Source organism: Microbacterium sp. NPDC055442 (genome assembly GCF_053644215.1).
In genome coordinates this window covers 1-13,112 of record NZ_JBSHLF010000009.1, presented here as the reverse complement: position 1 = coordinate 13,112, position 13,112 = coordinate 1, and the positions used below count along the sequence as shown (strand labels likewise).

Sequence of the window (13,112 nt, the reverse complement as noted above, 5' to 3'; positions counted from 1 at the left end):
AGCGCCGATGGTACTGCAGGGGGGACCCTGTGGGAGAGTAGGACACCGCCGGACTTCTTTCGAGAAAGGGCCACCCAATGCTGGGTGGCCCTTTCTCGTTTCTGCGGGTCGCGCGCGGCGTGTGAACCTCACGCGGGGGCGTCGTCGGGGTCGAGGGTCTTGAGCGTGTCCTCTTCGACGGGGTTGTCGGCTTCGAGCTCGTCTTCGGTCGTCTCGTCGCCGCCGATCGGGGCGTCCTGCTCGATGGGCTGGTGTTCGGCGCGTCGCTCTTCGTCCATGGAGTGAGGCTACGACGGCGCACGCGTCGCGGGCAGGGGCTTGACGTGCGCTGCTCGCGCGAGCAGGGGCGGGGAAGCCACGCGGCATCCCCGCCCCTGGTCACTCTGCGGCGGACTAGCCGCCGACGGGGAACCCTCCGAACGGAGCCGTCTCGGTCCCGGTGAACGAGACGCCGTCGACGGTTCCGGTCACCGTGACCGTCGCCTCACCGGCCGGCACCGATGCCAGACGCGTGTTGATCGACACGGCGACCGACGTGCCCGGCGCGACGTTCGTGAACGTCTTGCTGCCGTAGGCGGTCGAGACCGTGAGGTCCACGGGAACCGAATCGCGGTTCGTCGCCGACACCGACAGGTAGACCTTGCCCGCGAGTGCTCGCGGCGTCGTCTCGGCCGTGACGTCCAGACCCGCGTTCACCGAGAAGGTGCCCTCGATGCCGGTCAGCCGGCTGGTGTAGCTCGAGAGGTAGCGCGTCAGGAACGGTGCGGGGGCACCGTGCGTCTCCTGGTCGTTCTCCACGCTCATCAGCGGCAGCGACAGCGTGGGGTCGCTGACCGTGATGGTCTCGCCCGAGCCGCTGCGCGGCCAGCTGCGGGTGTAGTTGGTCCCGATGCCGACGGCGAGCTGGTGTCCCTCGAGCAGGGTCCAGTCGGCATCCTTGAAGTCGAAGGTGACGGTTCCGTCGGACACCCGCGACATCTGCTCCGTGAACATCACCGCGGTGCCGTCGGGGGCGACATCCCACAGCCGCGCGAGCACGTTGCCGCTGCCCGTGGCATCGAACGAGATCGTCGGGGTGCCGGAGATGCGCGTGTCGTCGTTCAGCGGCCGCGACCAGGAGTAGTAGCCGTCTGCGTCCTCGGTGGTACGCGGCGGCACGGCGCTGCGGTTGCGGGCCTGGAAGGTGCTGCTCTCGGCCTTGACGAGGTCGCCCTTGGGGAGCAGGCTCGGGGCGTTCTCCATGTCGAACGTCGCAGCGCCCGGTGCGGCGGGGGTGCGGCCGTCGTCGTCGACGTACGAGCCGGGCTCGAGGTCGATCACGGTGGTGCGGTCGACGATGGGCCAGGTGTCCTGCGTGCGCCATGTGCCGAAGTTGTCCTGGATCATGAAGGCGGGGTCCACGATCTCGGGCTCGATGCCCCGGAGGTGCTCGTCGTAGAAGCGCATGACCTCGTCGTACCAGCCTTCGCGCCCCATCTCGAGGACACCGGCCGAGTTGCGGTCACCGCCGCGCACGTGATCCCACGGGCCGAGCCAGCCGCGCTGAACGCCCTCGTGGTTGGTGAGGTACTCGTTGAAGTCCTCGGGCTTGGTGTTCGCCTCGGTCATGCCCTGCGTGACGAACAGCGGAACCGTGGAGCCCTTCGCCTGCTCGGCGAGGTTGCGGGCGCTCCAGTACTCCGATTCCAGCTTCGACTCCCGCGCGTCCGCCAGGTTGTTCGCCAGGCACTCGGGGTGCGCGATCTCGTATGCCGCGTTGGCCTTGTACCGGTCGGTGTCGTCGGCCATGCCCTGCAGCGACGCGATCGAGTTGTAGGCGCGCGGGGTGCCGGTGACGTTGGAGCGAGGGACCTCGTTGCTGTACAGGTAGTTGTACATGTTCCACAGCGGCTCCTGAGCGACGACGGCCTCGAGCCCCTCGGGCTCCAGGTTCGCGCCGATGAGGCCGGTGACGGCATCGTAGGACTTGCCGTACAGGCCGACCTTTCCGGTCGACCATTCCTGGTTCGCGACCCAGTCCACGGCCGCGACGACGTCGGCCTGTTCGCCGGGCCCGGCGAAGTCGATGCAGCCGGTCGAGCCGCCGTATCCGCGCAGGTCGACGTAGACGACGGTGTAGCCGCGCTCCATGAGGGATCCGCCCTCGATGAGGTCGGTGAAACGGTTCGACGGGCCGGTGTGGGGGTGACGGTCGTTGCCGGACTGGCCGATGTGCCCGAAGTACGGGCCGACCGACAGGATGATGGGGGTGGGCTGGTCGAGCGGCAGGTGGACGGGTCGGAGCACATCGGCGTGCAACTCGACATCGCTTCCGTCCGAAGAGGAGAAGTAGTGCTCGGTCCAGGCGGCGCCCGCCGGGACTCGGCTGTTCTGGGCTGTCGTGATGCCCCCCGTCAGCGGAGAGTCGACGATCGTGTCGGTGGCTGCCGCCGGGGCCTCATTCGCCTGAGCGACGGCGGGGAGACTGGCCAGGACGAGGCCCGTTGTGCAGGCCAGCGTGAGGGTCAAGCGCCTGATGCGCAAATGTTCTGTCATTCCGCTGAGGCTAGGGGTGCCCGGATGCCGGGGGAAGGGTTGGCGGATGGCTCGTTACCCGGTCGTTACCTTCGGCGAGAAATGCGGCGTGAACCGGGCGTTTCGCAATGCTGCCCGCAGTGGTAGTGTCTGCATGGCGCGTGAATCGTTTCACGGATTCGAGCGCACGATGTCGCCGTCTCGACGCCCGACGAGGAGCTCGAGCGACACACCTGTCAAGGAGGACATGTGAACACTGCCCGCACCCGCCTGCGCGACTTCCTTCGCGCGCCGCTCATCGCGCTCCTTGTCGGGACGCTGGCGATCACCCTCGCGGGGGTGCCGGCGCAGTCCGCGTCGGCGGTCGAAGCCCGACCCGCGGCATCCGATCTCTCCACGAACTTCCTGCCGGCACCGATGAACCTCGACGCCGCCACGGCGCCGACCTTCCGCTGGACCCTCGCGCCCTCGCAGTCCCAGACCGCGTACCGCATCGTGGTGGCGTCGTCCGAGCAGCTTCTGGGCGATGCCGCCGACGTGTGGGATTCCGGAAGGGTCGAGTCGGGCCGCATCGGCGGCATCCCGTATGAGGGACCGGCCCTCGCCGAGGGGGAGCGGTACTTCTGGAGCGTCATGACGTGGGATGCGGCGGGCGTCGCGACGTCGTGGGCGACGACGGCGATGTTCGGCACCGGCCCGGGGGCCGATTGGTCTTCGGCGGACACCGTGTGGGTGGGCGGTCCCGCGAAGTGGGGGTCGGACTTCTCTCTGACTCTGCGTGCGCAGTTCGTGCAGCGCCACGTCACCGTCGCGTTCCGAGCGACGGACGCGAACAACTACTACCTGTGGCAGTTCCGAGGTGACGGCGTCGACGAGCTCGCCGTGCACCGCAAGCTCAACGCCGACCCGTCACCTGCCGTGCTCAAGACGGTTCCGCTCGGCGTGCAGATCGAGAACGGGGCGAACGCGAGGTTCTATGACATCCGCATCGAGGCGGAGGGCGACGTGATCCGCACCTACCTCGATGACGTCCTGATCGACACCACGGTCGACGCGACCCTGTCCAGCGGCGGGTTCGGCTTCTACACCGGCGGCTCCGAGTCCTTCATCGTCGACGATGTGCGGATGACCGACCCCGATGGGGCGGTGCTCTACGAGAACGACTTCGAGGGAACCGGGTACAACGACTTCAGCTGCGGCGCCCTGACCGGATCGGCGCTGTCCATCCCGACGGCTCAACGCGCCGGATGCATGTACTTCGGACCGTGGTCGGACTACGACCTCGAAGTGGACGTCAAGGTCTCCAACGCCGCGACGGGAATCCTGCTGCGGGCCGCGGACGCCCGGAACAACCTCATGTGGCAGATCCGCGGAGACAACTCCCGCATCGTGCCGCACACGAGGCTCAACGGCACATTCGTCGCACTGCCGCACACCACGGTGTCACCCGCGATCGGCATCGGCACGACCAACCGCATCACGATCTCGGCGCGGGGCGACACGTTCACGACATCGGTCAACGGCACACAGGTCGATTCCCGTGTCGTCCCCGGCATCCGGGTCGGCGGGATCGGATTCCGCAACGGCGGTTCGGAAGTCGGCGTCTTCTCCAACCTGCGGGTCACGAGTCCGCGCGGACAGGTCGTGTACGAGAACGACTTCCCGACCGGCGACGCGGCCTTCCCCTGCGGCAGCGCCGTCGCGGGCGAGCTGACGGTTCCGCGGTCCGCGGACTGCGTTCGTGCCGGACAGGCAGGCGTCACCGAGGAATGGGCGTTCCTGCGCGGTGAGGCGGCACTCGAAGACAAGCCGGTCGCGTGGGCGAGCCTGTTCACCAGCGGTGCCTCGACGGCTCCGGGGCGCCAGTACGTCTACCGCGTCTGGGTCAACGGAGAGTTCGTCGGCGCGGGGCCGCAGCAGCCGGCGGCAGATGAGAACCGCTTCGGAGGGTACGACGTCACGTCGCTCGTGCGCCCCGGGGAGCGCAACGCCATCGGAGCGCTCGCGCACTCGGCGCAGAGCCAGGGATTCATCGCGAAGCTCGTCGTCGAGTACCAGGACGGCACGCGACAGGTCTTCGACACGGGGCGTGACTGGACGAGCCGAGGAGGATCCGACGTGTATCCCAGCGGCGGATCGATCGGGACGTCGTACTTCCGGGCACCGGTCGAGAACCTCGACGCGCGCGTGTACCCGTTCGGATTCGCCGAGCCCGGGTTCGACGACTCCTCGTGGTCCCGCGCAGCCGCACGATCGACGCTGCCGAACCTCGCGCCGTCGACGACCGAGAACCTCGCCGAGGAGTTCCACGCTCCCGAGCGCATCGTGGAGAAGGGTCCGGGTCATTACTTCATCGACTTCGGCCGGTCCTGGCTCGGCGGAGTCCGGCTTCAGCTCGACGGCGCCGCGGGAACGCGCGTCGAGATCCGGTACGGCGAAGAGCTGACCGATCGGACGACCACCGCGAACACCGTGCGCTGGCAGATGCGCACCGGCAACAACTACCGCGACTACTACACGCTGTCGGGGCGCGGGGAAGCGCTGCAGAACTGGGGCTTCCGGGTGTTCCGCTACGTCGAGATCATCGGTTCTCCCGAGGTGGTCACCGCGGAGAACCTGCAGGCGGCCGCGCTCGTGTATCCCATGAGCGACGATGCCCGGTTCCGCGGCGACGGTGAAGCCATCGACGCGGTGTGGGAGCTGTCTCGACACACCATCGATTCGCAGAACTTCGACATCTACGGGGACTCGTGGACGAGGGAGCGCGCACCGTACGAGGCGGACGTGTTCATCCAGCTGCAGTCGCACATCTACCTCGATGCCGACCCGACCCTCGCGCAGTACTCCGTCGAGTACCTGCTGAGCAGGCGCACGTGGCCGACCGAATGGCCGATGTACCTCATCCTCGCCGCGCACGAACTGTGGCAGTCCACGGGGGACGAGTCGTTCGCCGCGGAGCACTACGACGCGCTCGTGTCGAAGCTTCCCGCTCAGTATCTCGAGGAGGAGACGGGGCTCATCCGCAAGACGTCGGGCTCGGACGGGTGCAACAGCCGGACGGACTGCGACATCGTCGACTGGCCCGCGGGGGAGCGCGACGGCTACCAGTTCCGTCAGTACAACACCGTCGTCAACGCCCTCGCCTATCGCAGCTACCGAGACATGGCCGACATCGCCGATGCAACCGGACATGCCGACGACGCAGCGCGCTTCACAGCGGTTGCCGACCGGATGCGCGAGGCGATGAACACCTATCTCTACGATCGGGATGCGGGTGCTTTCGATGACGGGATGGATGCCGCGAAGGTGCGCACCGGTCATCACGCCGTCCACGCCAGCGTCTTCGCGCAGGCGTTCGGTGTCACAGCCGATGATCAGCGAGAGACCGTCGGCGAGTACCTGGCGGGTCGCGGCATGCAGTGCAGCGTGTACTGCGCGCCCTTCCTCCTGCAGGCGCTCTACGACGGCGACCAGGGCGACGCGGCCTACGGGCTCATGACGTCGACGGGGCAGCGCAGCTGGATGAACATGATCGCGCTGGGCGCGGGCGCCACCATGGAGGCGTGGGACCCCGCGCTCAAGTCGAACACCACGTTCTCGCACCCGTGGGCGTCGTCGCCGGCGTTCATGATCCCGCGCGGTGTGTTCGGCATCAGGTCGATCGACCCGGGGTACGAGAAGTTCTCGGTCAAGCTGCAGCCGGGAGGCCTGCCCTCCGCGGATGTCAGCGTGCCCACCGTGCGCGGGCTGATCCGCGCGGCATACGCGCAGGAGGACGGCCGGACGGATCTCGGACTCCGGGTGCCGTCGGGTTCGACCGCGGTCGTGTCCGTTCCCGTCGAGGGTGCGGGAGACGGCACGCTCTTCGTGGACCGGATCGAGACGCAGGCTACGCGCGAGGGTGCGTATCTCGTGGTCGAGGTGCCCGCGGGATGCCACTACGTCAGCGCGTCGCGGGACAGTGACCCGAGCGCGGTCGATGCGGCGTGCCCGGACGGTTTCGATCTCGGCGCCGACGTGACGCCGAGGGTGCTGGGCGGCAAGACGTATCTCTCCGTCTCGGCGACGAACAACGCCACGGTGCAGGCAGACGTCGTCATCACGACGCCGTACGGGAACAAGACATTCACGAACGTGCAGCCCGGCAAAACGGTCGCCGCCTCGCTCAACTCGAGGCTCGCGTCAGTCCCCGCCGGGCAGGTGACGATCGTCGCGACGCGCATCGTCGGTGGCGAGACGGTCTCCGAGGCGAAGACCGTCCGCTACGCGGCGTTCCCTGTGAGGGAGTGATGCGAGACGTGTGAGGCTGTTCGCAGATCAGGATCTGGCGAGAATCCGCCACCATGACCGAGACCAAGTCCACTCCGCACGGGTATTCTCGGTCGGCGGCGAGCCGGCAGCAGAAGAGCGGGGATGCACGGTTCTGACCGGCATCCCCCGCTCTTCAGCGTTGGCGGGTGGCTATTGCGTCCCTTCCGGATGTGGCAGCGCCTACGTTCGGCTGGACGCCCGCACGATGAGCTCCGGCTGAATAACCGTCTGCCGGGGAATGCTCGATGGGTCTGCGGCCTCTTCGAGAAGGATGCGCAACGCGGTGCGCCCGATCATCCGGCTGGGTTGGCGAACGGACGAAAGCGGCACCGCCGCGGCCGCGGCGAACGAGATGTCGTCGAAGCCGATCAGGGTGATCTCGTCGGGAACCAGCATCCGCCCGCGCGAGACGAGCGACTGCAGCAATCCGAGCGCGATGAGATCGTTGGAGGCGAAGATCGCGTCGGGTCGCTCGCCGCGAGGACGCTCGACGATCTGGCGGCCGACGCGCACGCCCGCTTCGACGGTCGGCGACTGCGTCGGGATCACCTCGAGCTCGACGGGGGCCGGGGCGCTTTCGACGGCGATGCGCGCTCCCGCGAGCCGATCGGTCATCTGGCGCATGTCCAGCGGTCCGCCCACGAACGCGAGGCGTGTGCCTCCGCCCTCGATGAGATGAGCGGCGGCCATCGTTCCGCCGGCCACGCTGTCGACGGAGACGGAGGAGAAGCGCCCGTCGCCGCTGAAGCGATCGACCAGGACAGCGGCGATCCCGCGGGCACGCAAGCGTTCCAGCCGGGCGAGGACATCACCGTGCGGCGCGATCAGAAGGCCGCGCACCTGCTGTTCCTCGAACAGGTCGAGATAGAGATTCTCGCGCGCGGGATCGTAATCGGTGTTGCCGTACAGAATCGCGATGCTGTGTCGCGACGCTTCATCCTCGGCGCCTCGAACGACATCGTGGAAGAACGGGTTCTGCCCGTCGAGCACGACGAAGCCCACGGTCGTGCTGATCCCCGCCCGGAGCTTTCGCGCGGCATCGTTACGTATGTATCCGAGCTGCTCGATGGCCTCGGTCACGCGCCGAGCGGATGTGGCGGAAACCTCATCCGGGCGGTTCAAGACGTTGGACACGGTGCCGACGGAGACTCCGGCCAGTTCAGCGACGTCACGGATGCTCGCGCGCACGCTCTTCCTTCGACTTGAGATGCTGATCACGATCCCATCACGGACGGCGGTCGACTTGACCGACGCGATTCACATAAATAGAGTAGGGAGAAATCCCGGCTGAATCGATTCACTTTCGTCCCGACCTCAAGGGGGAGGCTACAACTCGTGGCTGAGAGCAACTTGTCGCTCGAGCCCGCGCTCGTCCTCGAGCGCGTGGTGAAGTCCTTCGGCGCCGTCCTGGCGCTGCGTTCGGGGAGCTTGACGCTGCATCGCGGATCGATCCATGCGCTGATCGGTGAGAACGGCGCCGGCAAGTCGACGCTCGTGAAGATCATCGCGGGCCTCTACCGACGTGATTCGGGCGAGTTCCTCCTCGACGGGAAGTCGGTCGACTTCACCTCGACGGCGCAGTCGAAAGAGGCCGGAATCGCGGTGATCTACCAGGAGCCGACGCTCTTCCCCGACTTGTCGGTGACCGAGAACATCTTCATGGGACGCCAGCCGACGAACGCCGTGGGCCGGATCGACCGCAAAGCGATGCGCGCGGAGGCGGCGCAGATCTTCCAGCGTCTGGGCGTCGGCCTGGACCCCGACCGTGTGACGGACGGACTCTCGATCGCCGACCAGCAGATCATCGAGATCGCCAAGGCGATCTCACTGGACGCCAAGGTGCTCATCATGGACGAGCCGACGGCGGCGCTGTCCGGTGTCGAGGTCGAGCGGCTGTTCGCGGTGGCGCGGAGTCTTCGCGATGAGGGCCGTGCGCTGCTGTTCATCTCGCACCGGTTCGACGAAGTCTTCGCTCTGTGCGACACGGTCACCGTGATGCGCGACGGTTCGTACGTCGACACGACCGCGATCGCCGATACGACCGTCGACGACCTGGTTCGGCAGATGGTCGGCCGCGATGTCACCGACCTGTTCCCCAAATTGCCCGCCGAGATCGGCGATGTCGTCCTCGAGGTCGAGGGACTGACGCGCAAGGGCGTCTTCGGCGACATCTCTTTCCAGCTGCGTGCGGGCGAGATCGTGGGCCTGGCCGGTTTGGTGGGGGCAGGGCGCAGCGAAGTCGCGCGCGCGGTCTTCGGCGTCGATTCCTATGAGTCGGGCTCCGTGAAGCTGCAGGGCGCGGCGCTCCCGAAGGGCAATCCCCGCACCGCGACGGCGCGCGGAATCGCGTTGGTGCCCGAGGACCGCCGACGACAGGGGCTCGTGCTCGATGACGGAGTCGCCCGCAACATCACGCTCGCCATCCGCGGCAAGCTCGCGAAGTGGGGCCTGATCTGGAACGGCCTGGAGAACCAGGCGGCCAAGACATGGGCCAGCCGCCTCGAGGTGAAGACGGCGGCGCTCGACGCCGAGACGGGCACGCTGTCCGGCGGCAACCAGCAGAAAGTCGTGCTGGGAAAGTGGCTCGCCACGGATCCGGTGGTGCTGATCGTGGACGAGCCGACGCGAGGAATCGACGTCGGAACGAAGTCCGAGGTTCACCGCCTGCTGAGCGAGCTCGCACAGCAGGGGTTGGCGATCCTGATGATCTCGTCTGAGCTGCCGGAGGTTCTGGGGATGGCTGACCGTGTTCTGGTGATGCGAGAGGGCCGCCTGACCGGCGAGTTCTCGCGCGACGAGGCGACACCGGAGGCCGTGATGTTCGCGGCGACCGCGGATGCGGGGGCGGCAGCATGAGCGCGACGCTGACAACTCCTCCGCCGGTGAAGCCCGGCACCAGCGGTGCCGCGAGGCTCGTGCGTCACATCGCGACGGCGCGTGAAACGGGAATCGGCATCGCCCTGGTGGTCATCGTGATCGCCGCCACCGCCGCGAACCCGAACTTCCTGTTCTCGAACGACGGATTCCGCGATCTGCTGCTGACGCCCTCGCTGCTGCTGCTGGTCGCGGTGGGTCAGGCCTTCGTCATCATCACCCGCAGCGTCGATCTCTCGGTCGGCTCGGTCGTGGGGCTGACCGCGTACCTCACGGGTCGACTGTTCATCGACTTCGAAGGCATCCCGGTGATCGTCGTGTTCATCGCGGGCGTCCTTCTCGGCGGACTCCTCGGCGCGATCAACGGCCTCCTGGTGGCGTGGGCCAAAGTGCCGGCGCTGGTGATCACGCTCGGCACGATGTACATCTATCGCGGCATCAACGTCGCATGGACCGGAAGTGACCGCATCAACGCATCGGATCTGCCGCGGGACTTCCGCGGACTCGGAACCGATCAGCTCCTCGGTGTGCCGATCCTCACGATCATCGCCGTCATCGTGCTGATCGCAGCGGCCTGGTACCTGCGCAACATCCGCGGTGGCCGCGAGTTCTATGCGATCGGATCCGACCCCGCAGCAGCCCACCTCTACGGCTTGAAGGTCAACCGCCGCATCATCACGGCGTTCGTCGTGTCGGGTGCCCTGTCCGGGCTTGCCGGTGTGCTGTATGCCGCGCGCTACGGCACCGTGTCCTCTGCGGCCGGGACCGGCTGGGAACTGCAGGCGATCGGTGCCGCCGTGATCGGCGGAGTGGCGATCGCGGGCGGCGTCGGAACCGTGTGGGGCGCCGCGATCGGTGCCTTCCTGCTGCTGACCATCAACCGCGCCCTGCCGATTCTCGGAATCGACGACTTCTGGCAGCGCGCTGTGGTCGGCATCCTCATCATCGGGTCGATCGTGCTCGACCGCGTCCTCGCGGTCCGACAGCACCGACGACTCATCGCACAACGGGAGGAGGGCCGATGAGCACCATGGCCACGGAGACCACCCCGATCCGGCTCTATCAAGCGCATGCCCGTCCGGCGTGGCGGCGCATCCTGTTCACGCGCGAGGCCGCGATCATCGCGCTCCTGGTCATCGTGATCGTGGTCGCCATGACGACCGTGCGCAACTTCGACAGCCCGCTGACGGTGACCTATCTGCTGCGTGATGTCGCGCCGATTCTGCTGATCGCGTTGCCGATGACGTTGATCATCATCACCGAGGAGATCGATCTGTCGGTGGCATCCATCGTCGGTCTGTCGAGTGTGATGACAGGCATCCTCACGCAGGCCGGGTTGCCGTTCCCCATCGCAGCGATCCTCGCGATCCTGGTCGGCACGCTGGCGGGGGCCTTCAACGGGTTTCTCGTGACCGTGGTCGGGCTTCCGTCGCTCGCGGTGACGATCGGCACGCTCGCGCTGTTCCGCGGTATCGCGGTGGGTCTGCTCGGCACGACCGCGATCACCGACTTCCCGGACGAGTGGACGGACCTCGCGAAGGCGAACATCCCGGGCACGCCGATTCCGATGATCATCATCCCCTTCGTGGTGCTGGCCATCCTGTTCGCGGTGCTCCTGCACTTCACGCCCTTCGGGCGCTCGCTGTACGCGATCGGTCTCAACAAGGAAGCGGCGCACTTCTCGGGCATCGACGTGGGGCGCACGAAGTTCATCCTCTTCGTGATGTCGGGCGCGGTCTCGGGATTCGCCGGCGTCTACTTCACTCTTCTGTACTCCAACGCCCGCGGTGACAACGCGATGGGAATGGAGTTGCAGATCATCGCTGCCGTGCTTTTGGGCGGCGTATCGATCTTCGGCGGTCGCGGTGCACTGCACGGCGTCATCGCCGGTGTGCTGCTCATCGGCACCCTCGGCAGCGCCCTGCGCCTCGCCGGTGTCACGAGCGACATCATCAACGTCATCACCGGAGTCCTGCTCATCCTCTCGGTGGTGTCCGCGAGCCTTCTCGCCTGGGTGCACAAGAGACGTGCCGCAGCCATCGGAAAGAGAAGGGGTCGACGCGTCGCTGATCGAGCGACCGCCGGCACCTCGACGCAGTAATCACAAATCCCGCGAGAGCTTCTCGCACCAAGGAAGGAAACAATGATGTTCGGATTGAAGCGCAAGCGGCGTGCTGGTGTTGTAGCCGCGCTGGCTCTCGGCGTGGCCCTGGTCGCGACGGGCTGCTCCGGTGACGGCGGCGGCACCCCGACCGACGGGGGCGACAACGGCGACGGTGACGCGAACCTGACGATCACGATGCTGCCGAAGAACCTCGGCAACCCGTACTTCGACACCTCGACCGGTGGTGCGGAAGAGGCGACGGCCGAGTTCGGCGGCACGTTCGAAGAGGTCGGCCCGACCGAGGCGTCGCCGACGTCGCAGGTGCAGTACATCCAGACGGCCGCTCAGCAGGGCGCTGGGGGACTCATCGTGTCGGCGAACGACCCCGAGGCCATCTGCGACGCCCTCGACGAGGCGCGTTCGGCCGGTGTGAAGGTCGTCACGTTCGACTCGGACACCAACCCCGACTGCCGTGACCTGTTCATCAACCAGGCCTCGAGCGAGGGCATCGCCAAGGTGCAGGCCGAGCTGATCGCGGATCAGATCGGCGGCTCGGGTGAGATCGCTGTTCTGTCGGCGTCGGCCAACGCGACGAACCAGAACGCGTGGATCGAGCTGATGGAGGAGGAGCTCGCCGCGAGCTACCCCGACATCGAGATCGTCGAGATCGCCTACGGTGACGACGACGACCAGACCTCGTTCGACAAGACTGCGGCGCTGCTGCAGACGTACCCGGAGCTGAAGGGCATCGTCTCGCCGACCACGGTCGGTATCGCTGCTGCCGCTCGCTACCTGTCGACGTCGGAGTACAAGGGCCAGGTCGCGCTGACCGGTCTGGGTACGCCGAACCAGATGCGCGAGTACGTCGAGGACGGCACGGTCACGGCGTTCGCGCTGTGGAACCCGGCCGACCTCGGCTACCTCGCCGCGTTCGCGACGGCGGCGCTCATCACGGGTGAGATCACCGGCGCCGAGGGCGACACGTTCGAGGCCGGCAAGCTGGGCTCGTTCGAGGTCGGCCCGGACAACAGCGTGCTGCTCGGAGACCCCTTCGTCTTCGACGCGGACAACATCGGCGACTTCGACTTCTAAGTCGTCCCCCCAGGGCACCCGGCGGCAGCATGACTGCTCGCCGGGTGCCCTTGCCGTGCGTGAGGGGCGGAGTGGCATTCGCGGCGCCGGGGCGTCGGGGTGCCGCTGAGCCGGGGCGCCGGGACCGTCGCGTCGATCTCCCCCGCCATTGACCGCGAGACTGCATCGGCGGGTCGAGACAGCGGGTGGGCCCCGCAGTCTCGGCGGCCTGTTGCGG

8 protein-coding genes are annotated in these 13,112 nt (G+C 67.3%); 5 read left to right on the top strand and 3 right to left on the bottom strand.

Features of this window, described 5'->3' with window-relative positions:
* Nucleotides 1–128: 128 nt before the first annotated feature.
* Both ACWIBS_RS15045 and ACWIBS_RS15040 read right to left on the bottom strand, forming a co-directional pair.
* Nucleotides 129–278: a hypothetical protein gene (locus ACWIBS_RS15045; protein ID WP_376127652.1), complete on the bottom strand. Its 150-nt coding sequence runs from the start codon at nucleotides 276–278 to the stop codon at nucleotides 129–131.
* 115 nt (nucleotides 279–393) lie between these two features.
* Nucleotides 394–2,535 carry a CocE/NonD family hydrolase gene (locus tag ACWIBS_RS15040; protein ID WP_376127654.1) on the bottom strand — a complete coding sequence of 714 codons (2,142 nt, stop codon included), beginning with the start codon at nucleotides 2,533–2,535 and terminating at the stop codon, nucleotides 394–396.
* Between the two features lie 228 nt (nucleotides 2,536–2,763).
* On the opposite strand from ACWIBS_RS15040, the gene ACWIBS_RS15035 reads away from it, so the two are divergent.
* Entirely contained in the window at nucleotides 2,764–6,804 is a 4,041-nt protein-coding gene (locus tag ACWIBS_RS15035; protein ID WP_376127655.1) for a family 78 glycoside hydrolase catalytic domain, read from the top strand.
* 201 nt (nucleotides 6,805–7,005) lie between these two features.
* On the opposite strand, the gene ACWIBS_RS15030 is transcribed toward ACWIBS_RS15035, so the two are convergent.
* The gene (locus tag ACWIBS_RS15030; RefSeq protein WP_376127657.1) at nucleotides 7,006–8,013 is read right to left on the bottom strand and encodes a LacI family DNA-binding transcriptional regulator; all 1,008 of its coding nucleotides are present in this window, start codon (nucleotides 8,011–8,013) and stop codon (nucleotides 7,006–7,008) included.
* A 147-nt stretch (nucleotides 8,014–8,160) separates the two neighbouring features.
* On the opposite strand from ACWIBS_RS15030, the gene ACWIBS_RS15025 reads away from it, so the two are divergent.
* From ACWIBS_RS15025 to rhaS, 4 genes are read left to right on the top strand one after another with little or no spacing between them, the layout of a single operon-like run.
* Nucleotides 8,161–9,681: a sugar ABC transporter ATP-binding protein gene (locus ACWIBS_RS15025; RefSeq protein WP_376127659.1), complete on the top strand. Its 1,521-nt coding sequence runs from the start codon at nucleotides 8,161–8,163 to the stop codon at nucleotides 9,679–9,681.
* Nucleotides 9,678–10,724 (top strand): ABC transporter permease, encoded by a 1,047-nt coding sequence (locus ACWIBS_RS15020; protein WP_376127661.1) that lies wholly within the window; start codon nucleotides 9,678–9,680, stop codon nucleotides 10,722–10,724. Before ACWIBS_RS15025 ends, ACWIBS_RS15020 begins: the two co-directional genes overlap by 4 nt.
* A complete protein-coding gene (locus ACWIBS_RS15015) occupies nucleotides 10,721–11,800 on the top strand; it encodes an ABC transporter permease (protein ID WP_376127663.1) in 1,080 nt (359 codons plus the stop codon). Before ACWIBS_RS15020 ends, ACWIBS_RS15015 begins: the two co-directional genes overlap by 4 nt.
* Nucleotides 11,801–11,845: 45 nt before the next feature.
* A complete protein-coding gene (gene rhaS, locus ACWIBS_RS15010; RefSeq protein WP_376127772.1) occupies nucleotides 11,846–12,895 on the top strand; it encodes a rhamnose ABC transporter substrate-binding protein in 1,050 nt (349 codons plus the stop codon).
* The last annotated feature ends 217 nt before the right edge of the window (nucleotides 12,896–13,112 follow it).